24 protein-coding genes and 1 tRNA gene are annotated in these 24649 nt (G+C 71.0%); 18 read left to right on the forward strand and 7 right to left on the reverse strand.

Features of this window, described 5'->3' with window-relative positions; translation table 11 throughout:
* The first annotated feature begins 36 nt into the window (after positions 1-36).
* Together AQI95_RS00650 and pdxR are read left to right on the forward strand one after the other, a co-directional pair.
* On the forward strand, positions 37-1521 hold the full coding sequence (locus AQI95_RS00650; protein ID WP_067115494.1) for an aminopeptidase P family protein: 1485 nt from the start codon (positions 37-39) through the stop codon (positions 1519-1521).
* Positions 1522-1588: 67 nt separating this feature from the next.
* Positions 1589-2956 (forward strand): MocR-like pyridoxine biosynthesis transcription factor PdxR, encoded by a 1368-nt coding sequence (gene pdxR / locus AQI95_RS00655; protein ID WP_067115497.1) that lies wholly within the window; start codon positions 1589-1591, stop codon positions 2954-2956.
* A gap of 22 nt (positions 2957-2978) precedes the next feature.
* Here pdxR and AQI95_RS00660 read toward each other — a convergent pair whose 3' ends face one another.
* On the reverse strand, positions 2979-3425 hold the full coding sequence (locus tag AQI95_RS00660; RefSeq protein ID WP_067115500.1) for an ATP-binding protein: 447 nt from the start codon (positions 3423-3425) through the stop codon (positions 2979-2981).
* 191 nt (positions 3426-3616) lie between these two features.
* On the opposite strand from AQI95_RS00660, the gene AQI95_RS00665 reads away from it, so the two are divergent.
* The 9 genes from AQI95_RS00665 (at position 3617) to AQI95_RS00705 (ending at position 13560) form a co-directional block, all read left to right on the forward strand.
* Positions 3617-4489, forward strand: a complete 873-nt coding sequence (locus AQI95_RS00665; RefSeq protein WP_067115503.1) for a hypothetical protein — start codon at positions 3617-3619, stop codon at positions 4487-4489.
* Positions 4490-4658: 169 nt separating this feature from the next.
* Positions 4659-5396: a YcnI family copper-binding membrane protein gene (locus AQI95_RS00670; protein ID WP_067115506.1), complete on the forward strand. Its 738-nt coding sequence runs from the start codon at positions 4659-4661 to the stop codon at positions 5394-5396.
* Between the two features lie 101 nt (positions 5397-5497).
* The gene (locus AQI95_RS00675) at positions 5498-6151 is read left to right on the forward strand and encodes an SCO family protein (protein WP_067115507.1); all 654 of its coding nucleotides are present in this window, start codon (positions 5498-5500) and stop codon (positions 6149-6151) included.
* Positions 6148-6633: a copper chaperone PCu(A)C gene (locus AQI95_RS00680; protein WP_067115510.1), complete on the forward strand. Its 486-nt coding sequence runs from the start codon at positions 6148-6150 to the stop codon at positions 6631-6633. Before AQI95_RS00675 ends, AQI95_RS00680 begins: the two co-directional genes overlap by 4 nt.
* Positions 6634-6650: 17 nt before the next feature.
* Positions 6651-8567 carry a copper resistance CopC/CopD family protein gene (locus tag AQI95_RS00685; protein ID WP_067115518.1) on the forward strand — a complete coding sequence of 639 codons (1917 nt, stop codon included), beginning with the start codon at positions 6651-6653 and terminating at the stop codon, positions 8565-8567.
* Positions 8568-8574: 7 nt separating this feature from the next.
* Positions 8575-9858, forward strand: a complete 1284-nt coding sequence (gene efeB / locus AQI95_RS00690; RefSeq protein WP_067115521.1) for an iron uptake transporter deferrochelatase/peroxidase subunit — start codon at positions 8575-8577, stop codon at positions 9856-9858.
* Positions 9859-10001: 143 nt separating this feature from the next.
* Complete coding sequence (pheA, locus tag AQI95_RS00695) at positions 10002-10934, forward strand: prephenate dehydratase (protein ID WP_067115524.1); 933 nt, start codon at positions 10002-10004, stop codon at positions 10932-10934.
* Positions 10935-11485: 551 nt separating this feature from the next.
* Positions 11486-12763: a serine--tRNA ligase gene (gene serS / locus AQI95_RS00700; protein ID WP_067115527.1), complete on the forward strand. Its 1278-nt coding sequence runs from the start codon at positions 11486-11488 to the stop codon at positions 12761-12763.
* Entirely contained in the window at positions 12760-13560 is an 801-nt protein-coding gene (locus AQI95_RS00705; RefSeq protein WP_067115530.1) for an HAD family hydrolase, read from the forward strand. The genes serS and AQI95_RS00705 overlap by 4 nt, the downstream gene beginning before the upstream one ends.
* Positions 13561-13577: 17 nt before the next feature.
* Here AQI95_RS00705 and AQI95_RS00710 read toward each other — a convergent pair.
* The 6 genes from AQI95_RS00710 to AQI95_RS00735 form a co-directional block, all read right to left on the reverse strand.
* Positions 13578-13662: transfer RNA gene (locus AQI95_RS00710), tRNA-Ser, on the reverse strand.
* Between the two features lie 306 nt (positions 13663-13968).
* Positions 13969-14211, reverse strand: coding sequence for an SGM_3592 family protein (locus AQI95_RS00715; RefSeq protein WP_067115533.1), 243 nt, complete (start codon positions 14209-14211; stop codon positions 13969-13971).
* A 100-nt stretch (positions 14212-14311) separates the two neighbouring features.
* Complete coding sequence (locus tag AQI95_RS00720; protein ID WP_067115536.1) at positions 14312-15031, reverse strand: ABC transporter permease; 720 nt, start codon at positions 15029-15031, stop codon at positions 14312-14314.
* Positions 15032-15041: 10 nt separating this feature from the next.
* Positions 15042-15953, reverse strand: a complete 912-nt coding sequence (locus AQI95_RS00725) for an ABC transporter ATP-binding protein (protein ID WP_067115539.1) — start codon at positions 15951-15953, stop codon at positions 15042-15044.
* Entirely contained in the window at positions 15950-16858 is a 909-nt protein-coding gene (locus AQI95_RS00730; RefSeq protein WP_067115541.1) for an ABC transporter permease subunit, read from the reverse strand. The genes AQI95_RS00725 and AQI95_RS00730 overlap by 4 nt, the downstream gene beginning before the upstream one ends.
* Positions 16848-17873: an ABC transporter ATP-binding protein gene (locus tag AQI95_RS00735; protein WP_067115544.1), complete on the reverse strand. Its 1026-nt coding sequence runs from the start codon at positions 17871-17873 to the stop codon at positions 16848-16850. Before AQI95_RS00735 ends, AQI95_RS00730 begins: the two co-directional genes overlap by 11 nt.
* A 247-nt stretch (positions 17874-18120) precedes the next feature.
* On the opposite strand from AQI95_RS00735, the gene AQI95_RS00740 reads away from it, so the two are divergent.
* The 7 genes from AQI95_RS00740 (at position 18121) to AQI95_RS00765 (ending at position 24606) form a co-directional block, all read left to right on the forward strand.
* A complete protein-coding gene (locus AQI95_RS00740; RefSeq protein WP_067115547.1) occupies positions 18121-18963 on the forward strand; it encodes a M24 family metallopeptidase in 843 nt (280 codons plus the stop codon).
* The gene (locus AQI95_RS00745) at positions 18960-20714 is read left to right on the forward strand and encodes an SDR family oxidoreductase (protein ID WP_208614032.1); all 1755 of its coding nucleotides are present in this window, start codon (positions 18960-18962) and stop codon (positions 20712-20714) included. The genes AQI95_RS00740 and AQI95_RS00745 overlap by 4 nt, the downstream gene beginning before the upstream one ends.
* 218 nt (positions 20715-20932) lie before the next feature.
* Positions 20933-21880 carry a MerR family transcriptional regulator gene (locus AQI95_RS00750; RefSeq protein ID WP_067115550.1) on the forward strand — a complete coding sequence of 316 codons (948 nt, stop codon included), beginning with the start codon at positions 20933-20935 and terminating at the stop codon, positions 21878-21880.
* Positions 21881-21918: 38 nt separating this feature from the next.
* The gene (locus AQI95_RS48645) at positions 21919-22098 is read left to right on the forward strand and encodes a hypothetical protein (RefSeq protein ID WP_244188603.1); all 180 of its coding nucleotides are present in this window, start codon (positions 21919-21921) and stop codon (positions 22096-22098) included.
* Positions 22077-22625 carry an RNA 2'-phosphotransferase gene (locus tag AQI95_RS00755; RefSeq protein ID WP_067116921.1) on the forward strand — a complete coding sequence of 183 codons (549 nt, stop codon included), beginning with the start codon at positions 22077-22079 and terminating at the stop codon, positions 22623-22625. The genes AQI95_RS48645 and AQI95_RS00755 overlap by 22 nt, the downstream gene beginning before the upstream one ends.
* Positions 22626-22705: 80 nt before the next feature.
* The gene (locus AQI95_RS00760; RefSeq protein WP_067115553.1) at positions 22706-23617 is read left to right on the forward strand and encodes an LLM class flavin-dependent oxidoreductase; all 912 of its coding nucleotides are present in this window, start codon (positions 22706-22708) and stop codon (positions 23615-23617) included.
* A gap of 119 nt (positions 23618-23736) precedes the next feature.
* Complete coding sequence (locus tag AQI95_RS00765; RefSeq protein WP_067116922.1) at positions 23737-24606, forward strand: Cof-type HAD-IIB family hydrolase; 870 nt, start codon at positions 23737-23739, stop codon at positions 24604-24606.
* The last annotated feature ends 43 nt before the right edge of the window (positions 24607-24649 follow it).

Genomic DNA, 24649 nt, shown 5'->3' on the forward strand with positions numbered 1-24649 from the left:
CCGGGGGAGATCACCAGGCGTATCGAGGAGGATCACGTGTCCGACGAGCTCAACCCGGTCGTGCCCGACACCGCTACCGCGGAGGGCCCCCAGACCGAGTCCGAGGAGCCCATAAAGCAGCGGAAGAACGGCCTGTACCCGGGCGTCTCCGACGAGCTGGCCGAGAGCATGAAGTCCGGCTGGGCCGACACGGAGCTGCGTGACCTGCAGCCGATCCCGCAGGCCGCCGAGACCGCGCGCCGCCGTGCCGCGCTCTCCGCCCGCTTCCCGGGCGAGCGTCTCGTCGTCCCCGCGGGCAACCTGAAGACCCGCTCGAACGACACCGAGTACGCCTTCCGCGCCTCCGTCGAGTACGCGTACCTCACCGGCAACCAGACCGAGGACGGCGTCCTGGTCCTGGAGCCCGAGGGGGACGGCCACCAGGCGACGATCTACCTCCTGCCCCGCTCCGACCGCGAGAACGGCGAGTTCTGGCTCTCCGGCCAGGGCGAGCTGTGGGTCGGCCGCCGCCACTCCCTCGCCGAGTCCGAGGCGCTGTACGGCATCCCGGCCGCCGACGTGCGCGAGCTGACGGAGAAGCTGAAGGAGGCCACCGGCCCGGTCCGCGTGGTGCGCGGCTACGACGCCGGCATCGAGACGGCCCTCACCGACAAGGTCACCGCCGAGCGCGACGAGGAGCTGCGCGTCTTCCTCTCCGAGGCCCGGCTGGTCAAGGACGACTTCGAGATCGGCGAGCTGCAGAAGGCCGTCGACTCGACGGTCCGCGGCTTCGAGGACGTGGTCAAGGTCCTCGACAAGGCCGAGGCCACGAGCGAGCGCTACATCGAGGGCACGTTCTTCCTCCGCGCGCGCGTGGAGGGCAACGACATCGGCTACGGCTCCATCTGCGCGGCCGGCCCGCACGCCTGCACCCTGCACTGGGTGCGCAACGACGGCCCGGTCCGCTCCGGCGACCTGCTGCTGCTCGACGCCGGCGTGGAGACCCACAGCCTCTACACCGCCGACGTCACGCGCACGCTGCCGATCAACGGCACGTACAGCGAGATCCAGAAGAAGATCTACGACGCCGTGTACGAGGCCCAGGAGGCCGGTATCGCGGCCGTGAAGCCGGGCGCCAAGTACCGCGACTTCCACGACGCCGCCCAGCACGTGCTCACCGAGAAGCTCGTCGAGTGGGGCCTGGTCGAGGGCCCGGTCGAGCGGGTCCTGGAGCTGGGCCTACAGCGCCGCTGGACCCTGCACGGCACCGGCCACATGCTCGGCCTGGACGTCCACGACTGCGCCGCCGCGCGGACCGAGACGTACGTCGAGGGTGTCCTGGAGCCGGGGATGGTGCTGACGGTCGAGCCGGGGCTGTACTTCCAGGCCGACGACCTGACCGTGCCGCAGGAGTACCGGGGCATCGGCGTCCGCATCGAGGACGACATCCTGGTCACCGAAGACGGCAACAGGAACCTTTCGGCCGGCCTGCCGCGCCGCTCCGACGAGGTCGAGGCGTGGATGGCCTCTCTCAAGGGCTGATCTGCGTTTCAATGGCCGGGTACCGGGGAGGTGCCCGGCCATTCGCGTGCCTGGGGGGAAGGTTCTCGTGAACGACTTCTGGTCCGGTGTCGGTGTCGATCTGCATCTGGAGCCGGACTCCGCGGACGGCCGCCGCACGGGGCTCGAGCGGGCCCTGCGGGACGCCGTGCGCGACGGCCGGCTCGCGCCCGGCACCCGGCTGCCGGCCACCCGGCGCCTCGCGGCCGACCTCGGCGTCTCACGGGGCACGGCGAAGGCGGCGTACGACCAGCTGGTGGCGGAGGGCTATCTGACCGCACGGCAGGGCTCGGGCACCCGAGTCGCCACGCTGCCCCCTTCCCTGGACACCGAGGCGCCGCAGGCACACGCACACACGCGTGCCCCGCTCTTCGATCTGCGCCCCGGCAGCCCCGACGTCGGCGCGTTCCCGGCGGCCGCCTGGCTGCGCGCGCTGCGCCGGGCCATCGCGACGGCACCCTCCCTGGCGTACGACTACGGCGACCCGCGCGGCCGGATCGAGCTGCGCACCGCGCTCTCCGGCTATCTGGGCCGGGCCCGCGGGGTGCTCGCGCCGCCGGAGCGGATCGTCATCACCTCCGGGTACGTCCAGGGTCTCGCGCTCCTCACGCGCGTGCTGGACGGCGCCGCCGTCGCCATGGAGGACCCCGGGCTGCCGTTCCACCGGGAGGTCGTACGGCGCAACGGCGGAACGGTCCTGCCGGTGGCGGTCGACGCGCGCGGGGTGCGCCCCGAGCGGCTGGGCGAGGCGGCCGCCGTGGTGGTCACCCCGGCGCACCAGTACCCGACCGGGGTGACCCTGCACCCGGAGCGGCGCCGGGCGCTCGGCGACTGGGCACGCGCGCGTGGCGGACTGATCGTCGAGGACGACTACGACGGGGAGTTCCGCTACGACCGCCAGCCGGTCGGCGCGCTGCAGGGCATGGCACCCGGCCAGGTGGTGTACCTCGGCACCGCCTCCAAGACGCTCGGCCCGGCGCTGCGGCTCGGCTGGATGGTGCTGCCGCCGCAGCTGGTCGACGCCGTCGCCGACGCCAAGCTGCACAGCGACCACCACACCGAGACCATCGGCCAGCTGGCGCTCGCCGAGCTGATCGACAGCCACGCCTACGACCGGCATGTGCGGGCGTGCCGGCTGCGCTACCGGCGCCGCCGGGACCAGCTGCTGGACCAGCTGGGGGCGAGCCGGAGCGTGCACGGGGTCGCGGCGGGACTGCACGCGCTGATCGACGTGCCCGACGAGGCCGAGGTTCTGGCCCGCGCGGAGGCGCAGGGCCTCGCCCTCGGCGCCCTCGGCGACCACTGGCACACCCCCGGCCCCGGCCGTCCGCAGGGCCTGGTCGTCGGCTACGGCACACCCCGCGAGCGGGCGTACCCGCAGGCCCTGGAGGTGCTGGGGAAGGTGCTGGACGCCTGAAAGGGTTGGACGCCCGAGGCGGTTACACGACCAGCAGCGGCACGTCCTCGCGCCACTTGAGGATCTTGTCGAAGCTGACGACGGTGCCGCCCCGGCCGGGCTTGGCGCCGATCTGGACGTGATCGGCGAGTTCCCGGATGAGACAGAGACCGCGGCCGTGCTCGGCGTCGGGGCGGGCGGGGCGGATCTCCGGGGGACGCGGCAGTCCCGGTCCGGAATCGGCCACTTCGATACGGCACTTCTCGCCGTCGAGATACGCCGTCACCCGGTACGCCCCCGAGGATCCGCCGTGCGGGGCGCGCCCGCCGTGCTCGACGGCGTTCGCGCAGGCCTCGCTCAGGGCGACGGACAGGTCGTAGGAGATCTCGGGGTCGACGCCCGCCGTCTCCATGGTGCCGATCAGCAGCCGCCGGGCGAGCGGCACGCTCGCAGCCTCGCGCCGCAGATGGAGTGACCACCAGATGCTCATGCTCCAGCCTCCTGGCCGCGGCTCGACATACCGTTACGTATTGCCGCCCATACGTGGCCGTAAGCACACCGTTGACGTGACTCCGCCCATACAGCCGATGCGCCGCGGGAGGAATCGGTGTATGAGGGGCGATCCCGCGACGCGGCCCTGCCGTAGGAGAGCGATAAGTCCAGTGCGATGATGGGCCCGCCATGACTGCCCCCCACCCGCGCACGGCGCGCCCCGGAGCCGGGCTCCGGATCCTGCGGGCCGCGGTGTTCTCCGCGGTCTGCGTCGCGCTGGCCGCGTGCGGGCACGCCCTCGCCTCCTGCGCGAGCGTGCCGCTGTGGACACTGGGCGCGGGATTCCTCGGCTGCCTGCTGCTCGTGGTGCCGCTCGCCGGGCGGACCCGCTCGCTGCCGGGCATCGCCGCGCTCCTCGCGTTCGGCCAGACCGCGCTGCACGCGCTGTTCGGGCTGGGCCAGCACGGGGTGGCCATGGCTTCCGGTCCGATGGCGATGGGGTCGACGGGGTCGATGAACTCCACCGGCTCTGCGGGCTCGTTCGGCTCCTCGCTCAGCGACACCGCGCTGGTCGAGCAGGCCGCCCGGTTCCTGTGCGGGGCGAGCCCCGGCGCCCTGACCCCCGGCCGCGCCTTCCACGTCCTGCTCGCCGCACATCTCATCGACGGCACGGGCCGGCCCCTGACCGGCACGGGTGGCATGCGGCACGCGTACGGCGCCACCGGCGCCGCCGCCGCGCTGCTGCCCTCGCTGCCGATGCTGCTCGGCCACGTCCTCGCGGCCGTCGCCGCCGGCTGGCTGCTGCGCCGCGGCGACCTGGCCCTGCTCCGGCTGATCGAGCTGTCGGCGCACGGAGTCGCGGAGGGAGCGCTCGTACGGTCCCTGCGCGCGGCGCTCGCGCTGGTGTGCGCCCTGTGCGCCGGGCTGCTGCCCACCGCCGGACCCGGCCCGCTCGGCCGTCGTACCGCGCGGGACGAGCCGTCCGCCCCGCACACCACCGCGCTCCAGCACACGGTGATCCGGCGCGGCCCGCCCGCCGACCGCTTCCTCCTCGCCGCCTGACGCGACGCGCGCACCACTCCACGTGGAGACCCACGGGAGAGGCAGCCGCCGTCGCGCGGCACGCACGTGTGCGCACCTCCCGCACGCCCGGCCCGGCGCCGAGCGGCACGGCCACGCGCACGCGCACCTCTCTTCGTCACCGGAACTCACCAAGAGTGGAGCTCCTGCCATGCAGGCTTCTCGTATCGCCTCGCGCCTCGCCGCCGCCACCGCCGTCGCGGGCACGGCCGTCCTCGCACTGTCCGTCCCCGCCTTCGCGCACGTCACCGTGCAGCCGGAGGGCACCGCGGCCAAGGGCGGGTACGCGGTCGTCGACTTCAAGGTCCCCAACGAGCGCGACAAGGCCTCGACCACCAAGGTCGAGGTCAACTTCCCGGCCGACCACCCGCTCGCCTCGGTCATGCCCGAGCCCGTCCCCGGCTGGACCGCGAAGGTCACCAAGTCCAAGCTGGACAAGCCGCTGAGCATGCACGGCGAGAAGATCGACGAGGCCGTCACCAAGGTCACCTGGACCGCCGCCGACGGCAAGGGCATCCAGCCCGGCTACTTCCAGAAGTTCCCGCTCTCCGTCGGCGCCCTGCCCGAGAACACCGACCAGCTGGTGTTCAAGGCCCTCCAGACGTACTCCGACAACGAGCTCGTGCGCTGGATCGAGGTGCAGCAGGCCGGCCAGGACGAGCCGCAGAACCCGGCACCGGTCCTGCAGCTGTCCGCCGCGGCCGACGGCCACCACGGCACGGCGAACGGCAAGGACGCCGCCGACAAGACCGAGAACGCGGCCGCCACCACGGACTCCGGCTCCCACGACACCGACACCACCGCGCGCGTCCTCGGCGTGGTCGGCATCGTCGTCGGCGTCGCCGGTGTCGCCTACGGCGTCCTCGCGGGCCGCCGCCGGACCGCCTGAGCCCCACCGTTCCGCACCGCGCACGGGGGCCGTGCCACGCTGTCGTGGCTGTCGTACGACCCCGGTGCGCGCCGGAGTACTCACATCTGGGACATTTTTCTATGCGCAAGAAGACGTTCGCCGCGGCCACGCTGCTCGCCGCCGCCACCCTGACCCTGTCCGCCTGCGGCAGCGGGACCGACGACAAGTCGCCGGTCTCCGTGGTCTCGGAGGAGTCCGACTCGGGCAAGGCCGCCACCGTCCTCGACCAGCCCTTCGAGAAGCCGGACCTCGTCCTCACCGACACCCACGGCAAGAAGTACGACCTCCGCAAGGAGACGAAGGGCCATCCGACCCTGGTCTACTTCGGCTACACCCACTGCCCCGACATCTGCCCGACGACGATGAGCAACATCGCCGTCGCCAAGAAGGCGCTGCCCAAGGCCGAGCAGAACGACCTCAGGGTCGTGTTCGTCACCACCGACCCCGGCCGCGACACCCCGGCCGGGCTGGGCAAGTGGCTCAAGGGCATCGACCCGCAGTTCATCGGCCTGACCGGGGACTTCGCCACCATCCAGGCCGGCGCCCGCTCGGTCGGCATCTCCGTGGAGCCGACGAAGAAGGACAAGGACGGCAAGCTCGTCTCCGTCCACGGCACCCAGGTCATCGCCTTCTCCCCGAAGACCGACAGCGGTTACGTCCTCTACGGCGAGGACGCCACGGTCGACGACTACACCAAGGACCTGCCCAAGCTCATGAAGGGGGCGAACCCGTGAGGCGCCGTTCCGCCGTCCTGACCACGGCCGCCGCGCTCACCGGTGCGCTGGCCCTCGCGGGCTGCTCGGACTCCGGGTCGAAGTCCGGCTCGGGCTCGGGCTCCGCGAAGGCCGAGCTGTCGGTGAGCGGGCCGTACATACCGCAGCCGGTCTCCGCCGACATGGCCGCCGGCTTTTTGACGATCACCAACAAGGGCGGCGCCAAGGACCAGCTGACCTCGGTGAGCAGTGAGGCCGCCGGCCAGGTCACCATGCACAGCACCATGGGCGGCTCGATGCAGGAGGAGACCTCCTTCGCCATACCCGCCCACGGTCAACTCGTGTTCAAAAGCGGTGGCAACCATCTGATGTTCGAGAAGCTGAAGCGCAAGCCGAAGCAGGGCCAGACGGTCACCGTGAAGCTCACCTTCGCCAAGTCCGGGCCCCTCACCGTCGAGATGCCGGTGAAGTCCGCCACGTACAACCCGTCGACCGGCCACTGACGGAGGGAAGGACCACCATGACACGGACCACCACCCCCGAGGGACACAGGCGCGGCCTGCGCATCCTGGTGCTGCTGTTCCTCGCCGTCACCGGCGCTCTGCTCGCGGGTGCCGGGCCGGCCTCCGCGCATGCGGCGCTGACCGGCAGCGACCCCGCGCAGGGGGTGGTGGTCAAGCAGGCACCCAGCCAGGTGTCGCTCACCTTCTCCGAGAAGGTGGCGATGAACGACGACTCCCTGCGCGTCCTCGACCCGCGGGGCAAGCCGGTGCAGAGCGGCAAGCCCGCCGACGTGAGCGGCACGACGTACGCCGTGCGCCTCAAGGGCAGCCTGGGCAAGGGCACCTACACGGTCACCTACCAGGTCGTCTCGGCCGACAGCCACCCCGTCTCCGGTGCCTACACCTTCTCCATCGGGGCGCCCTCGCAGACCGTGGTCTCCGGTACCGGGCCGGTCGCGGGCGGCGGGCTCGTCGGCGCGCTCTACGCGTTCGGGCGGTACGCGTCGTACGCCGGCTTCATCGTGCTCGCGGGCGGCGCCGCCTTCGTGCTCGCCTGCTGGCAGCGCGGCGCGGGGGTACGGGCCTTGCAGCGGCTGGTCGTCGGCGGCTGGCTCACGCTCACCGGAGCCACCCTGTGGCTGCTGCTCCTGCGCGGCTCCTACACCACCTCCGGGAAGTTCGCCGACGTCTTCGACCTCGGACTGCTCGGCCAGGTGCTGCAGACCAAGACCGGTGCGGCCCTGATCTCCCGGCTGCTGCTGCTCGCCGCCGCCGCGCTGTTCATCGCCGTCCTCTTCGGCGCGTACACCAAACGGGAAGAGGACGAGGAGAAGCGCGATCTGACGTTCGGGCTCGCGATCGGCGGTGTCGTCGTCGCGGCCGGACTCGCCACCAGCTGGGCCATGGCCGAGCATGCCTCGGTCGGGCTCCAGCCGGGCATCGCCATGCCCGTCGACGTCGTGCATCTGCTCGCCGTCGCCGCGTGGCTGGGCGGGCTCACCGCCCTGCTCGTCGCCCTCTACCGGGCGCCCGCCGAGACGCCGTTGGAGGCCGTCGCGGTCCGGCGTTTCTCCCGCCTGGCCTTCGGCAGTGTCGTCGCGCTCGTCGTGACCGGCACCTACCAGTCCTGGCGTCAGCTGGGCTCCTGGTCGGCGTTCACCGACACCCGGTACGGACAGCTGCTGCTGGTCAAGATCGGACTGGTGGCGCTGCTGATCGCCATCGCCTCGACATCCCGGCGCTGGACGGGCCGACTCGTCGACAGCTGCGCCGTCACCGCCGAGACGCCCGAGAAGGAACGGGTCGGCTCCGGTGCGGCCAAGCAGTCCGCCAAGGGCAGGACCAGCGGAGACCCCCGGCGCGCCGAGCAGCTCGCCCGCCAGCGGGCGGCCATGGACGCCGCCCGGCAGAAGCGGCTGCGCGACGGTGACACGAACCGCTTCGGGCTGCGCCGCTCGGTGCTCGCCGAGGCGGGCGTCGCGGTCGTGCTGCTGGCCGTCACCACCTGGCTGACCCAGACCGAGCCCGGCCGCACCGAGCTGGAGGCCAAGGCCGCCACGTCCTCCACCGGCTCGGCCGCGGCGCCCTCGAACGGCGCGCTGACCCTGGACATGCCCTTCGACACCGGCGGCACCGACGGCAAGGGCGTCGTCAGCATCGACCTCGACCCCGCGCGCGTGGGCGCCAACGAGATGCATGTCTACGTCCAGCGACCCAACGGCCGGGCCTTCGACATCCCCGAGGTGAAGGTCTCCTTCACCCTCGAGACGAAGAAGATCGGCCCGCTTCCCGTGACCCCCGACCACATCACGACCGGCCACTGGTCGGCGAGCGGCGTGCAGATCCCCATGGCCGGCGACTGGAAGATCGCCGTCACCGTGCGGACCTCCGACATCGACCAGGCGACCGTCTCCAAGAACGCGCAGATCGGCTGAACGACCCATGCCCGACCAGTCCGTCCCTCAGGCCCGCACCTCCGCCGAGGTCGCGCAGGCACCCGATTCCACCGGCGGCCACGGCGTCTCCCGGCGTGCCCTGCTGGGCACCGCGGGCGCCACCGGGCTCGTGCTCGGCGCGTCCGGCGGAGCCGTGGGGTACGCCGCGGCGCCCGCCCAGGCCACCCCTCTGACCTCGGTGGGCTCCGACCGGGGGATGTTTCACGGGAAACATCAGCCCGGCATCACCGAGGGGCTCCAGGCACGCGGCCATCTCGCCGCCTTCGACCTGACGGCGGGCGCGGGCCGCAAGGAGGCCGCGGCCCTGCTGCGCCGCTGGTCGACGACGGCCGAGCGGTTGATGGCGGGCGAGGCGGCTCCGCACGACGACACCGATGTGGCCCGCGACGCCGGACCCTCCTCCCTGACGATCACCTTCGGCTTCGGGCACGGCTTCTTCGACAGGACCGGTCTGGAGAAGCAGCGGCCGAGCGCGCTGGACCCGCTGCCGGACTTCTCCTCCGACCGCCTCGACAAGGCACGCAGCGACGGCGATCTATGGGTGCAGATCGGCGCGAACGACGCCCTGGTCGCCTTCCACGCCCTGCGCGCGATCCAGAAGGACGCGGGTGGCGCGGCGCGCCTGCGCTGGCAGATGAACGGCTTCAACCGCACCCCGGGCGCCACCGCCCATCCCATGACCGCCCGCAACCTCATGGGTCAGCTGGACGGCACCCGCAATCCCAAGCCCTCCGAATCCGACTTCGACCGGCGGATCTTCGTGCCCGCCTCGGGCGATCCCGCCTGGATGGCGAACGGCTCCTACGCCGTCGTACGCCGTATCCGGATGCTCCTGGACGACTGGGAGAAGCTGTCGACGGCGGCCCAGGAGGCGGTCATCGGGCGGCGGAAGTCCAACGGGGCGCCGCTGTCCGGGGGCGACGAGACGACCCCGATGGACCTGGAGAAGGCCGACGCCAAGGGCGAGTACATCGTCCCGCTCAACGCGCACGCCCGGATCACCCGGCCCGACAAGAACAGCGGCGCGGCCATGCTGCGGCGCCCCTTCTCCTACCACGACGGCTTCGACGCGGACGGCACACCCGACGCCGGTCTGCTCTTCGTCTGCTGGCAGGCGGACCCGCTGCGCGGCTTCGTACCGGTGCAGCGCAAGCTCGACCGGGGGGATGCGCTCTCGCAGTTCATCCGGCACGAGGCGAGCGGACTGTTCGCGGTGCCGGGCGGGGCGGCGAAGGGGGAGTACGTGGGGCAGCGGCTGCTGGAGGGGTAGTCCCCCGTTCGGCAGGGACACGGGTGCGACGAAGGTACGGGGTTTACGGCGCTTGCTGGGCTTTCCGGGGCCAAACCACTCGGTCGAGTGGTTGCCGTGAGACAGCGGAGCCGGAGTTGAGCGCGGCCATTAGGGTGAGGGACATGCCAGCGAGCTATGCGTATCTCGGCCCCGAGGGCACCTTCACCGAAGTGGCCCTGCGGACCCTCCCGGAAGCCGCCACCCGCGAACTCGTCCCGTATGTGTCGGTGCAGTCCGCGCTGGACGCGGTGCGGGCCGGCGAGGCCGAGGCCGCGTTCGTGCCGATCGAGAACTCCGTCGAGGGCGGCATCACCACCACCCTGGACGAGCTGGTCGCGGGCGAACCGCTGACCATCTACCGCGAGGTGCTGCTGTCGATCACCTTCGCGCTGCTGGTCCGGCCCGGCACGAAGCTCACGGACATCAAGACCGTCTCCGCGCACCCGGCGGCTCAGCCGCAGGTGCGCAACTGGCTGCGCAAGCACCTTCCGGACGCGGTCTGGGAGTCGGCCGCCTCCAACGCGGACGCCGCCCGCCTGGTCCAGGAGGGCCGCTACGACGCCGCCTTCGCCGGCGAGTTCGCCGCCGCCCGGTACGGCCTCCAGGCCCTGGAGACCGGGATCCACGACGCGGAGAACGCACAGACCCGGTTCGTGCTGGTGGGCCGCCCGGCCCGGCCCGCCGCGCCGACCGGCGCCGACAAGACCTCGGTGGTGCTGTGGCAGCGCGACGACCACCCGGGCGCGCTGCGCGACCTGCTCGGCGAGTTCGCCACGCGCGGCATCAACCTGATGCTGCTGCAGTCCCGGCCGACCGGCGCCGGTATCGGCAACTACTGCTTCTGCATCGACGCCGAGGGCCATGTCTCCGACCGGCGGATGGCGGAGGCGCTGATGGGGCTGAAGCGGATCTGTCTGCAGGTGCGTTTCCTCGGCTCCTATCCCCGTGCGGACATCACGCCGGCGGAGGCCAGGCCGACGCCGCCGGGGACATCGGACGAGGAGTTCATGGCGGCGGCGGACTGGGTGACGCGTTGCGAGGACGGCCGGTTCTAGCCAGTCGTACCTGCATATCATCGTTATCCACAGAAGTTATCCACAGGTCCGCTTCTCGACCTGGGGACAAGTCGACAACGGTATGTGAGTCGGTCGACAAATCACCTCCCACACCTCCCGGGCGGCCACCGCTCGGCACCTCACCCTTCGTCCACCCGTTTCCATTGATTCATCTTTCAGGGTGACCACTTTCCATCCAAAAGTGGGTGTGACCCGGGTTTTCCCTGGGAATTTCTCGATCCGGAGGCAACTTCCGGAGTGATCAATTCCGAAGTCCACAGATCTTCCACACAGCCTGTGGATAACTCTCGGGGGGGTGTGGATTCCTGTGGACAGCGGTGTGGGCAAGTCCCGTTCTCCACAAGGGAATCCGGTCAACCCCACGCCTGGCAGGTGCTCCGTCCCAGGGAGTGAGACACTTTTCCTTGACGCGTTCTGACACGTTCCGCAATTTACGCATAACGGAACGTAAGCGGGTGAACGGCGGCAAATCAGAACTCCACGGAATAGTGATTCGTGAGCCGCGAGCCCGCACCGGTAGCCTTGGCCTCGTGATTGACCTTCGCCTGCTTCGTGAGGACCCCGACCGTGTGCGCGCATCGCAGCGCGCCCGTGGAGAGGACGTCGCGCTCGTCGACTCCCTCCTGTCTGCCGACGAGCGGCGCAGGTCCTCCGGCGTCCGCTTCGACGAGCTGCGTGCCGAGCAGAAGCAGCTCGGCAAGCTGATCCCCAAGGCCTCCGGCGACGAGAAGGCCGAGCTGCTCAAGCGTGCCGAGCAGCTGAAGGCCGACGTGAAGGCCGCCGACGCCGAGCGCGACGCGGCCGACGCCGAGACCCAGCAGCTGCTGCTCCAGCTCGGCAACCTCGTCCACCCCGATGTGCCCGTCGGCGGCGAGGAGGACTTCGTCACGCTGGAGACGCACGGGACCATCCGTGACTTCGGTGCCGAGGGCTTCGAGCCCAGGGACCACCTCGAACTGGGCCAGCTGCTCGGCGCCATCGACGTCGAGCGCGGCGCCAAGGTCTCCGGCTCCCGCTTCTACTTCCTCACCGGTGTCGGCGCCCTGCTGGAGCTGGCCCTGGTGAACGCCGCGATCGCCCAGGCCACGGCCGCCGGCTTCACCCCCATGCTCACCCCGGCGCTGGTCCGCCCGCAGTCCATGGCGGGCACCGGCTTCCTCGGCCAGGCCGCGCAGGACGTCTACCACCTCGACAAGGACGACCTGTACCTGGTCGGCACGTCCGAGGTGCCGCTGGCGGCGTACCACATGGACGAGATCATCGACGCCGAGCGCCTGCCGCTGCGCTACGCGGGCTTCTCCCCGTGCTTCCGCCGCGAGGCCGGCTCGCACGGCAAGGACACCCGGGGCATCTTCCGTGTGCACCAGTTCGACAAGGTCGAGATGTTCACGTACGTCTCGCCGGAGGACTCCCGGGCCGAGCACCAGCGCCTGCTGGAGTGGGAGAAGCAGTGGCTGACCTCGCTGGAGCTGCCGTTCCGCGTCATCGACGTCGCCAGCGCTGACCTCGGCGCCTCGGCCGCCCGCAAGTACGACTGCGAGGCGTGGATCCCGACCCAGGGCAAGTACCGCGAGCTGACCTCGACCTCGGACTGCACCGAGTTCCAGTCCCGCCGGCTGTCGATCCGCGTCCGCGACGGCAAGCAGGTCAAGCCGCTCGCCACGCTCAACGGCACGCTGTGCGCCGTGCCGCGCACGATCGTGGCCATCCTGGAGAACCACCAGCAGGCCGACGGCTCGGTCCATGTCCCCGAGGTGCTGCGCCCGTACCTCGGCGGCCGGGAGGTCCTGGAGCCGGTCGCCAAGTGACCGGCTTCCCGTACCGCCTGATCGCCACCGACCTCGACGGAACGCTTCTGCGCTCCGACGAGTCGATATCTCAGCGCACCCGTGAGGCGCTCGCCGCGGCCACCGCGGCGGGCGCGGCCCACATCGTCGTCACCGGCCGCGCGGTCCCATGGACCCGACACATCCTGGACGACCTCGGCTACGACGGCCTCGCCGTCTGCGGCCAGGGCGCACAGGTCTACGACGCCGGGTCGCACCGCCTGCTGACGTCCGTGACCCTGGACCGGCAGCTGGCGGGGGTCGCCCTGGCCAAGATCGAGGCCGAGGTGGGCCCGCTGTACCTGGCGGCCAGCCGCGACGGCCTGGACGGCGAGGTGCTCGTGGGTCCGGGCTACGCGGTCACGGGCACACTGCCGGCGATCCCCCTCACGGACGCGTCCGACCTCTGGACGGCGCCGCTGAACAAGATCTACATACAGCATCCGACGCTGTCCGACGACGCTCTGGCGGACGCGGCCCGGCAGGCGGCCGGCGGCTTCGTCACCGTGGCCATGGCGGGCGAGGGCATCGTGGAGCTGCTGCCGCTCGGTCTGTCCAAGGCCACGGGGCTGTCCCTGGCGGCCCGCCGCCTGGGCCTGAAGGCCGCGGACACGATCGCCTTCGGCGACATGCCGAACGACATCCCGATGTTCGCCTGGGCCTCCCGGGGCGTGGCCATGGCGAACGCCCACGAGGAACTGCGCTCGGTGGCGGACGAGGTGACGGCGTCCAACGAGGATGACGGCATCGCGGTGGTGCTGGAGCGGTTGCTGGGCTGAGCTTTCTGCTTCTTCTGCGGAGGATGCACGGATCGAACGTGCGCGGGGTTGCCCCCGACCATGGCTTAGCAAGCCAGTGCCTTACCGCTCGGCCAATCCTCCGGGTGGGCGGCCCACGCAAGCGCAGCGCATGCGCTCACGTGCTCGAAGCGGCCGCCCCGGGCTGCCCCTCGGGCTCGACGGTGGCGTAACTACACCGGACCCGGCCTCAGGCTGCCCTGTCGGGAGCTGGACGTACTGTCGTGCATGGACATCGCCCGGCTCCTCTCCCGGAATGCGGCGCCGGGACGTTCCCGGCGGATGGGGTACAACCACTCTGCCCCGCCGCCGAGTTGGGGCGCCACCGAATTAACCGCGGCACGGAATCGACCGGTGTCCACCGATGCCGACCGGTGCGGAGAACTCGCGCTACCGGCGGCCCCATCTGCGCCTGCGCACCTTGCTGAAGAACCAGCCCGCCGGCGGCTCGTCGGAGCGCCACGGCTGCGGCTCGGGCTCCTCGGCCCGCCAGCGGGCGGCGAGCATCCGGGCTCTCGCGGACGGCTCGGAGGTCTCGGCGGAGCGGACGAAGGTCTCGTCCAGGACCAGATCGTCCCAGGCGTCCGCGTCGGACCGCCCGCGCCCGTCGTTCTGCGGTATCTCCTCTGCCATCACCGGCCTCCTAGCCGTACATCCGCTTTGTCCAGTCTGCCCGGGGCGGCGTGAAGTCCCCGTCAAAGCCACCGCGGCCGGACGGGGACCCGCCGGGCGTCTACTCCTCGCCCGCCAGCTTCAGCGTCCGCAGTTTCTGCCCGGCGTACCAGGTGGCCAGCGCGGTGACCGCGACCAGCAGCACGGTGGCCGTCGTCAGGCTCACGTCCGAGGTCACCAGGTCCCCGCCGGCGATCTTGTGGGCGACGGCCAGCGACCACTGCTGGACGCTGAGCGTGCGCGCACCGGGCACCAGCGAGCCGAACAGCGCCTCCCAGACCAACGCGTAGACGAGGCCGAAGACCACCGCGTGCCGGGAGACCGTGCCGAGCAGCAGGAACAGCGCCGAGTAGGCGATGGAGGAGACCAGGGCGGCGACCGTGTAGGCGACGGCGATCTGCTGGCCGTTGCCGTTGAGGATCAGGCCCGCGATCAGGGTCGGCACAGCCGAGAAGACCATGGTCACGGCGATGGCGACGATCAGCTTGGTGAAGATGATCGTGGGGCGCTTCAGCGGCTTGGACAGCAGGTAGACGACGGAGCCGTCGTCGATCTCCGGGCCGATCGCGCCCGTGCCCGCGATGACACCGATGATCGGCACCATCGTGGCGATCGCGAAGCCGCCGAGGACGTCGGAAGCCGTCTGGTCATCGGCCCCGGTCAGGGCACGCACGGCCACGGAGAGCACGATCAGCAACAGCGGCAGCGCGCCGAGAATGAGGGCCCGGCGACGGCCGAGCAGGGCTCGGTAGGTGAGCCGGGCGACGGTGGGGTCGTACATCTTCGGCCTCCTACGCCGCGACCAGATACGAGAAGACGGACTCCAGGGACTCGTCGGACGGCGAGACCGTGAGCAGTCGGATGCCGTGGTCCCGGGCGACCTTCGGCAGCAGGACGGTGAAGCGGCCGAAGTCGACGGCCTGGATGCGCAGCGCGCCCTCGGACATGTCGACCTCGATGCCGGCCGTCGACGGGTCGGCGATCAGCGCCGCCGCGAGGGCCCGGTCGTCGCTGGAGCGGACCAGGTAGCGGTGCGGGCGGTCGGTCATCAACCGGCGGATCTTGCGGAAGTCGCCGCTGGCCGCGTGCCGTCCGGCGACGACGACCTCGATGTGCCGGGCGAGCTGCTCGACCTCTTCGAGGATGTGCGAGGAGAACAGCACGGTGCGGCCTTCGTCGCCCATCTTCCGCAGCAGGTCCATCAGTTGCATGCGCTGGCGCGGGTCCATGCCGTTGAAGGGCTCGTCCAGCAGGAGCAGCGAGGGCTCGTGGACCAGCGCGCTCGCCATCTTCACGCGCTGGCGCATGCCCTTGGAGTACGTGGAGATACTGCGGTCCTGCGCGTACTCCATCTCGACCGTGGCCAGCGCCTTTTGAGCCGCCTTGGCACCGAGGCCGTGCAGCTCGGCGTTGGCGACGACGAACTCGCGGCCGGTGAGGAAGTCGTACATCGCCTCGCGCTCGGGGACGATGCCGATGTGCTGGTAGATCCGCTCGTTGCGCCACACCGGCTGTCCGTCGAGGGTGACCGTGCCGGTGGAGGGGGCGAGGAAGCCGCCCATCATGTTGATCAGGGTGGACTTTCCGGCGCCGTTGGGGCCGAGGAGGCCGGTGACGCCGGGGCCGATGGTCATGGTGATGTCGTTGACGGCGACCACGTTGCCGAACCAGCGGGAGACGTGGTCGATGCTGAGCGTGGTCACAGTCCCACCTTCTTGTAGCGGCGCATCAGCAGGCCGTAGCTGCCGGCGATCAGGGCGAGCACGACCAGGACGTAGACCACGCCCTGCCCGGCCGACGGGTCGACGGCTCCGGGGTTTCGGGCGGTCGCGCCCAGGAAGGCCGATTGGACGCCGTCGATGAGCGTGACGGGCGAGAACAGGCCGATCCACGGGATGGCGGAGGTGTGGTTCTGCACGTTGGCGATGGCCTGGAGCGTGCTGACCGCGCCGTAGGAGATGACCAGCACGGCGATCACGGCGGCGATGCCGAAGCCGCGGCGCGGGGTGACGGCGGCGATGACCAGGCCGATGCCGGCGAAGAGCAGGGAGAGCAGGGCCACGGAGACCAGTCCCTCGGCGAATTCCTTCGTCTGGTGGGCGAAGCCCAGCTTGGACAGCAGTGCGCCCACGTACATCACGAGCAGGGGAGCGGCGGTCAGGATGAAGATCGCCGAGGCGAGTGAGGCGAACTTGGCGCGGACGTAGTCGGCGGTCTCGATGGGCCGTGAGAAGTACAGCGGCACGGTCTTGAAGCGCAGGTCGCGGGAGACGGCCTGGGGTGCCTGCGCGGCGACGTACAGGCTGATCACGGCCTGCATCATGATCGCGTACCGGGTGTACTGCACCGGCAGTTCGTGCGCCTTCGTGGCGACCGCGACGGCCACCATGATGGCCGCGGGCACGCACATCACCGTGAACAGCAGCATCGGCAGCACCTTGGACTTGGCCGAGCGGCCGAGTCCGTAGGCGCCGCGCAGGGACTGCGAGTACAGCGAGCGGCTGGCGTAGGAGCGGCCGAGGCGAGGGCCGTCGTAACCGCGGTAGCCGATGTCGTGGATACGGGTCTGGTCGCCCGTGGGCGAGGTCAGGGGCTGCTCAACCGCCATGGCCGACGGCCTCCTTCCACTGCTCGTCGCTGCCGCGCTCGTCGCTGTCGCGCTCGTCGCTGTCGTTCTCTGCGCCGCTGTTCTCGGCGCCGCCGGTGAACACCTCGGAGATGTGGTGCCGGCGCTGCTCCATGCGGACCAGGCCGAGGCCGAGGTCGGCGACCACGTCCCGGACCAGGTCGTACGTCTCCTCGCCCTGGGCGGTGAGCAACAGGATGTGCCCGGCGCCGGGCAGGCCCGCGCCCTCGGCGTGCGTCTCCACCCCGCGCGCGTGGAGCGCGTCGCGGACCGCGCGGGTGCCGTCCGGGTGGGCGTCGCTGTCGGTGACCTCGATCGCGAGGGTGGTCGTGGTCTGGGTGAAGTCGGTGGTGGAGCTGGAGCGCAGGAGCTTGCCGCCGTCGATGACGACAACGTGGTCGCAGGTGCGCTCCAGTTCGCCGAGGAGGTGGGAGGTGACCAGGACCGAGATGCCGAAGTCGGTGTGGATGCGACGGATCAGGCCGAGCATCTCGTCCCGGCCGACCGGGTCGAGGCCGTTGGTCGGCTCGTCCAGGAAGACCAACTGCGGGTCGTGCACCAGTGCCTGGGCGAGCTTCACGCGCTGCTTCATGCCGGTCGAGTAGCCGCCGATGGGGCGGTAGCGCTCCTCGTACAGCCCGACGTGGCGCAGGGTGTCCGCGGTGCGCTCGCGGGCCGCGGTGGGCGGCAGCCCGGACATGCGTGCCATGTGGACGACGAACTCGGTGGCCGAGACGTCCGGCGGCAGGCAGTCGTGCTCCGGCATGTAGCCGACGCGCTCGCGGATGGCGCCGCCCTTGGTGGCGACGTCGAGGCCGAGCACCTCGGCGCGGCCCTCCGTGGCGGGGGACAGACCCAGCAGGATCTTGATCAGGGTGGACTTGCCGGCGCCGTTGGCTCCGACGAGTCCGGTCACACCGGGCCCGATGTCCACGGACAGCCGGTCGAGAGCGGTCACCCGGGGGAACCGCTTGCTCAGGCTTTCGGTCGCGATCACAGTCACGCATTCGAAGGTAGTGACCCCGGCCACGCGGGTCGTCAGACTTCAGAGCCGTCTTCACGTCAGACCCAGGTATTACGGGTCCCTAAGGGACACCCCACCTCAGGGGTTACCCAGGGTTTTCCACAGCCTGCCGCCGCTCCTATTGACGCCGCCTCTAACAACTGTCACATTCACCAGTGTCAAGTTACGGACGCGTACCGCAGTCGACGGGCGAGTCGGCGGCACGACGGGACGAGGCGGCATGACGACGGCAGTGAGCAGCGAACTCCCCGTGGAGCTGCAGGGATTCAGGCGGGTGCAGCGCCTCGCCTACGAATGCGCGGAGGCGGTCGCGGCGCGGCTGGAGCCGGGCGTGACCGAGCGTGAGGCGGCGCGGATGCAGCGGGAGTATCTGCGCGAGCGCGGGGTGCGGGACTGGTTCCATCTGCCCTTCGCCTGGTTCGGTGACCGCACGGCGTTCGTGAACTTCCGCATCCCCCTGCAGTTCTTCCCCACCGACCGGGCCCTGGAGCCCGGGATGCCCTTCATCCTGGACATGGCGCCGGTGTACGAGGGTCACACGGCGGACATCGGCTACTCGGGCTCGCTCGGTGTGAACCCGGTGCAGGACCGGCTGATGGCCGACCTGGAGGCGCATCGCGAGCTGATCCTGCGCGAGGTGCGCGAGCGGCGCCCGCTGCGCGAGATCTACGAGAACGTGGACCGGCTCATGGCCCGCCAGGGCTACGCCAACCGCCATCGCGCGTACCCGTTCGGCGTGATCGCCCACAAGGTGGACCGGGTGAAGCAGCGCCGCTTCTCGCCCCACCTGTTCGGGTTCGGCACGCAGTCCCTGAAGGGCCTGGCCGCCGACGCGCTGCACGGCCACCGCGAGGGCTGGTCGCCCCTGTGGTCGCCGTACCGCTTCTCGGACCATCCGCCGCAGCCGGGCCTGTGGGCGGTCGAACCCCACCTCGGCTTCCGGGGCACGGGCGCGAAGTTCGAGGAGATCCTCGTGGTGACCGACTCCGAGGACCCCGAGGAGAGCGCGTTCTGGCTGGACGACGATCTGCCGCACGTGCGGCGCTGGGCGGAGGAGAAGTGACGCTGAAAGGTGCGCGGGAGCGCCGGCTGGCGACCGGCGGGGTCGAACTGTGCGTGGCCGAGCTGGGTGATCCGGAGGCGCCGACGGTGGTGCTGGTGCACGGCTATCCGGACAGCAAGGAGGTCTGGTCGGAGGTCGCCGTCCGCCTCGCCGACCGCTTCCACGTCGTCCTGTACGACGTGCGGGGCCACGGCCGCTCGACGGCTCCGAAGCCACTGCGCGGCGGCTTCACGCTGGCCAAGCTGACCGACGACTTCCTGGCCGTCGTGGACGCGGTCAGCCCGGACCGCCCGGTGCACGTGGTCGGGCACGACTGGGGCTCGGTGCAGTCCTGGGAGTTCGTCACGGTCGGCCGCACCGAGGGCCGTATCGCCTCCTTCACCTCGATGTCCGGACCGTCCCTGGACCATTTCGGGCACTGGATCAACGCGCGCGTGAAGCGCCCCACCCCGCGCCGGGTGGGCCAGCTCCTCGGACAGGGCGCCAAGTCCTGGTACGTGTATCTGCTGCACACACCGGTTCTGCCGGAGCTGGCGTGGCGCGGCCCCCTCGGCAGGCGCTGGCCGAAGATCCTCCAGCGGGTGGAGAGGGTCCCGGCCGGCGACTATCCGACCGCCTCGCTGCCCTCCGACGCGGCCCACGGCGCCTGGCTGTACCGGGACAACGTCCGCGCCCGGCTGACCAGGCCGCGCCCCGACGCGTACGCGCACGCGCCCGTGCAGCTCATCACGCCCCAGGGGGACGCGTTCCTCTCCGAGCGTCTCTACGACGACCTGGAGCAGTGGGTGCCCCAGCTGACCCGTCGCACGCTCCCCGCCAAGCACTGGGTCCCGCGCACCCGCCCCGATCAACTCGCCTCCTGGATCGAGGAGTTCATCATGTCCGTGGACGGCGGCCGCCCCGCGCCGAAGGCAACAGGCCGCCACGCCGACCGGTTCGGCGGGCAGTTGGTGCTGGTCACCGGGGCGGGCAGCGGCATCGGCAGGGCCACGACGTTCGCGTTCGCCGAGGCAGGCGCGCGCGTGGTGGCCGTCGACCGGGACGCCGAGGCCGCCGCCCGCACCGCGGAGCTGTCCCGGCTGATCGGCGCGCCGCAGGCCTGGGCGGAGACGGCCGACGTCTCCGACGAGCAGGCGATGGAGAAGCTCGCCGAGAAGGTGCACCGCGAGTACGGCGTGCTGGACGTGCTGGTCAACAACGCGGGCATCGGACTGTCGGGCTCCTTCTTCGCCACCACGTCCGAGGACTGGCGCAAGGTCCTCGACGTGAACCTGTGGGGCGTGATCCACGGCTGCCGGATCTTCGGCGCGCGCATGGTCGAGCGCGGCCAGGGCGGCCATGTCGTCAACATCGCCTCGGCTGCCGCGTTCCAGCCCTCACGGGCCCTTCCCGCCTACAGCACCTCCAAGGCCGCGGTGCTGATGCTCTCCGAGTGCCTGCGCGCCGAACTCGCCGGGCAGGGCATCGGGGTGAGCGCGATATGCCCCGGGATCGTCAACACGAACATCACCTCGACGGCCCGCTTCGCCGGTGCGGACGAGGCGGAGGAGCGCCGCCGCCAGAAGAACTCCGCCCGTCTGTACGGTCTGCGCAACTACCCGCCGGAGAAGGTGGCCGAGGCGATCCTGGAAGCCGTCGTGCACAACAGGGCGGTCGTGCCGGTGACCCCGGAGGCCCGCGGCGCGCATCTGTTGTCGCGCTTGATGCCGGGGGCGTTGCGGGGGCTTGCGCGGGTGGAGCCGAAGGTGTGAGAGCGGCAGGGATCGCACCACGGGGGTGCGGGTCGAGGGCCGAGCGCGGATCCGCGGCCGAGTGCGGGTCCCCGTGACCGAGTGCGGGTCCGTGGCGGGCTGTTCGCGCGGTTCTCCGCACCCCCGGTGAGCTGCGGTGTTCCGTCGGCTCGACCGTCCCGGCACCCGCGAACGGCCCGCCCCGCCCGCACCCCGGCCACCAGCCAAGGGAGCCGAACATGAGCGACCTCCCGGCCCAGCACACCTACCGCATAGAAGACCTCGCCCACCAGACCCGCACCACCGTACGGACCATCCGCGCCTACCAGGACCGCGGTCTCCTCCCCCGCCCCGAACGCCGAGGCCGCGCGAACCTCTACGCCGAGACCCATGTCACCCGCCTCCACCAGATCGCCCACCTCCTCGACCGCGGTTACACCCTGGCCTCGATCAAGGAACTGCTGGACGCCTGGGACACCGGCCGCGGGCTGGGCGGGATCCTCGGTCTGGTCACCGAGGTGGAGGGGCCGTGGACCGACGAGCGCCCCGACCGCATCACCCGCGCCGCACTGGACGCACGCTTCGGCGGCACGCCCGATGACGACGCGGTGAGCGAGGCGGTCGAACTCGGCGTGCTGGAGCGCGTCGACGGCGACCCCGACACGTTCCTCGTACCGAGCCCGCAAGAGCTGTCCGTGGCCGTCGAGTTGAACGCGGCCGGGGTTCCGCTGACCGCGATCTCGGGCCATCTGCGGGAGTTGAGGGGCCAGGTCGAGCACATCGCCGCCCGTTTCCTGGAGTTCACCACCGAGTACGTCTTCGCTCGCTATCTGGACGACCCCGAGCGCCGCACGGACGCGCACGCGGCGGAAGCGGCCTCGCTGGTGCGCCGGCTGCGCCCGCTGGCCCGGCAGACGATGGACGCCGAACTGGCGCGCGCCATGCGGTCCTTGGCGACCCGGCATCTGCGCACGCGCCTCAGCGCGGAGCAGCCTGTTGAAGATCGCTCCGACGAGCGCACCGTGGCTCTTCCCACCAGCACGATCGACGCTGTGGAAAGGCTCGTTGGGCGGGAGCACGTCTGCGAATTCATCACACTGGCGACCGAACGCGAGCTGCGCGCACGGGCCTTGGACCATCTCGCGTCAGATGTCGCACAGGCCAGAGAAGTTCGCGAATCAACCTAAACAGTACGCCACTTGTCCACAGATCCGCCAATTCCCCTGTGGATAACCTCACTTGGTTGTGGATCAAACCTGCGACCAAAAACAACCTGCGTGATCCACGTCTCTCCCGCACGCTGGACTCATGGACGAACGCCACGACTCAAGACGCGAAGAAGGACAAGGCGAAGGACGAGAAGAAGGACAAGACGAAAGCCATATCGACGAGAAACGTACCGTGAAGGTGTCGAAGTACCTCTCCAAACACCTGCGGCACCAGCCCGAGCGCATCGGGCTCACCCTGGACCAGGGCGGCTGGGTGGAGATCGACGCGCTGATCGCCGCGGCCACCGCCCACGGCTTCCGGTTCACGCGCGAGGAACTGGACCATGTGGTGGCCACCAACGACAAGCAGCGCTTCGCGATCAAGGGCGGCCTGATCCGCGCCAGCCAGGGCCACAGCGTCGAGGTCGACCTCGGACTGCCCCCGGCGCCCCCACCGCCACACCTGTACCACGGCACCGTGGCCCGGAACCTGGACGCGATCCGGACGGACGGCCTCAGGCCCATGAGCCGGCACGCCGTCCACCTCTCCGCCGACCGCGAGACCGCCACCCGGGTCGGCGCCCGCCGTGGCCGCCCCGTGGTGCTCACCGTCGATGCCGCAGCCATGCACCGCGACGGCCACGTCTTCCGTGTCAGCGCGAACGGGGTCTGGCTGACCCAGGCCGTACCACCCCGCTACCTGCGCTTTCCCGCCCCCGGCTGACCCCGCTCGGCGCGTGGCCGAGCAGCCGCGTTCGGTGAGCGTTTGGTCCGTTGTCAGTCGGTCCCCTTACCCTCGAACGCATGAGTCTGCGTCTGAGCACCGTGATCCTGCCCTACCGCCGCTGGAGCGAAGGCGGCCGTTCGGCCTGGATGCGGGCCGAGCAGCTCGGCTTCCACACCGGGTACACGTACGACCACCTGTCCTGGCGCAGCTTCCGCGACGGCCCGTGGTTCGGCGCGGTCCCGACGCTGACCGCCGCCGCCGGCGTCACCGAGCGCCTGCGCCTCGGCACACTGGTGACCTCGCCGAACTTCCGCCACCCGGTGACCCTCGCCAAGGAGCTGATCTCCCTCGACGACATCTCCGGCGGCCGGATCACCCTCGGCATCGGCGCCGGAGGCACCGGCTTCGACGCGACGGCGCTCATGAACAGCGGCCAGGAGCCGTGGAGCCCGCGCGAGCGCGCCGACCGGTTCGCGGAGTTCGTGCCGCTGCTGGACCGGCTCCTCACCGAGGACGCGGTCTCGTACGACGGCCGCTTCTACGCGGCGCACGAGGCGCGCAACATCCCCGGCTGTCTGCAGCGGCCCCGGCTGCCGTTCGCGGTGGCGGCCACCGGCCCCCGCGGTCTGAAGCTCGCCGCGCGGCACGGCCAGGCCTGGGTGACCACGGGCGACCCGAAGCTGTACGAGACGGGCACCCCCGAGCAGTCCGTCGAGGCCCTGCGCGGGCAGATCGTCAAGCTGTCCGAAGCCTGCGCGGACGCCGGGCGGGACGTGACCGGCCTGGACAAGATCCTGCTCACGGGCTTCACCCCGGACCGCGCCCGGCCGCTTCAGTCGCTCGACTCCTTCGTGGACTTCGCCGGCCGGCACCAGGAGCTGGGCTTCACGGAGATCGTGATCCACTGGCCCATCCCGGACTCCGACTTCGCTGCGGACGAGAAGGTCTTCGAGCAGATCGCCATGGAAGCCACCGCCCAGCTGGGCTGACCAGGACCGCCGAGGGACCGCCGAGGGCTGACCGGATCGCCGCGGGGCTGAGCGTCATCTGCGTCTCATCTGTGCGGAGTCCCGCACGGTCGTGCTGGCATATGCGCGAGAATGGCGCGGTGACCTCAGCGACCAGACAGCCCGGGACCCCTGCCGCCGCCACACCCCCGCGGCTGATCGCCACCGATCTCGACGGCACGCTGCTGCGGGACGACAAGTCCGTCTCCCCGCGCACGGTCGCCGCGCTGGCCGCCGCGGAGGAGGCGGGCATCGAGGTCTTCTTCGTCACCGGCCGCCCGGCCCGCTGGATGGATGTCGTCAGCGACCACGTCCACGGCCACGGCCTGGCGATCTGCGGCAACGGCGCCGCCGTGGTCGACCTGCACGGCGGCCCCGGCGCCCACCGCTTCGTGAAGGTGCGCGAACTGGCCCGCAAGAACGCCCTGGACGCCGTACGGCTGCTGCGCGAGGCGGTACCCGGCACGGTGTTCGCGGTCGAGCAGACCTACGGCTTCCACCAGGAGCCGGACTATCCCAAGCTGCACATGGAGATACCCGACAACCTCCTGCCCGCCGAGCGGCTTCTCGCCCCCGACGGCCCGGACGCCGACCAGCCCGTGCTCAAGATCCTTGCCTACCACCCGGACCTCGACCCGGACGCCTTCCTCGCCCTCGCCCGGCTGGCGATCGGAGACCGCGCCAACGTCACCCGCTCCAGCCCCAGCGCCCTGCTGGAACTGAGCGGCCCCGACGTCTCCAAGGCCAGCACCCTCGCCCTGTGCTGCGCCGAGCGCGGTATCTCGCACGAGGAGGTCGTGGCCTTCGGCGACATGCCCAACGACGTCGAGATGCTGACCTGGGCCGGCCAGTCGTACGCGATGGGCAACGCCCACCCGGACGTCGTCGCCGCCGCGTCGGGCCGCACGGTCGCCAACAACGAGGACGGCGTCGCGCTCGTGATCGAGCAGCTCCTCGCCACCCGTCTGTAGCGCTCAGCGGGGCCGGAAGCCCTCGTCAGGCGAGCGCAGCCAC

The organism is Streptomyces yokosukanensis (assembly GCF_001514035.1).
GTDB classification, from domain to species: domain Bacteria; phylum Actinomycetota; class Actinomycetes; order Streptomycetales; family Streptomycetaceae; genus Streptomyces; species Streptomyces yokosukanensis.

What these genes read in the sequence shown, in the direction of transcription:
- AQI95_RS00660 (WP_067115500.1), bottom strand. Translation starts at nt 3,425, where the DNA reads ATGAGCATCTGGTGGTCACTCCATCTGCGGCGCGAGGCTGCGAGCGTG.
- AQI95_RS00665 (WP_067115503.1), top strand. Translation starts at nt 3,617, where the DNA reads ATGACTGCCCCCCACCCGCGCACGGCGCGCCCCGGAGCCGGGCTCCGG.
- AQI95_RS00670 (WP_067115506.1), top strand. Translation starts at nt 4,659, where the DNA reads ATGCAGGCTTCTCGTATCGCCTCGCGCCTCGCCGCCGCCACCGCCGTC.
- AQI95_RS00675 (WP_067115507.1), top strand. Translation starts at nt 5,498, where the DNA reads ATGCGCAAGAAGACGTTCGCCGCGGCCACGCTGCTCGCCGCCGCCACC.
- AQI95_RS00685 (WP_067115518.1), top strand. Translation starts at nt 6,651, where the DNA reads ATGACACGGACCACCACCCCCGAGGGACACAGGCGCGGCCTGCGCATC.
- efeB (WP_067115521.1), top strand. Translation starts at nt 8,575, where the DNA reads ATGCCCGACCAGTCCGTCCCTCAGGCCCGCACCTCCGCCGAGGTCGCG.
- pheA (WP_067115524.1), top strand. Translation starts at nt 10,002, where the DNA reads ATGCCAGCGAGCTATGCGTATCTCGGCCCCGAGGGCACCTTCACCGAA.
- AQI95_RS00715 (WP_067115533.1), bottom strand. Translation starts at nt 14,211, where the DNA reads ATGGCAGAGGAGATACCGCAGAACGACGGGCGCGGGCGGTCCGACGCG.
- AQI95_RS00720 (WP_067115536.1), bottom strand. Translation starts at nt 15,031, where the DNA reads ATGTACGACCCCACCGTCGCCCGGCTCACCTACCGAGCCCTGCTCGGC.
- AQI95_RS00730 (WP_067115541.1), bottom strand. Translation starts at nt 16,858, where the DNA reads ATGGCGGTTGAGCAGCCCCTGACCTCGCCCACGGGCGACCAGACCCGT.
- AQI95_RS00740 (WP_067115547.1), top strand. Translation starts at nt 18,121, where the DNA reads ATGACGACGGCAGTGAGCAGCGAACTCCCCGTGGAGCTGCAGGGATTC.
- AQI95_RS00750 (WP_067115550.1), top strand. Translation starts at nt 20,933, where the DNA reads ATGAGCGACCTCCCGGCCCAGCACACCTACCGCATAGAAGACCTCGCC.
- AQI95_RS00760 (WP_067115553.1), top strand. Translation starts at nt 22,706, where the DNA reads ATGAGTCTGCGTCTGAGCACCGTGATCCTGCCCTACCGCCGCTGGAGC.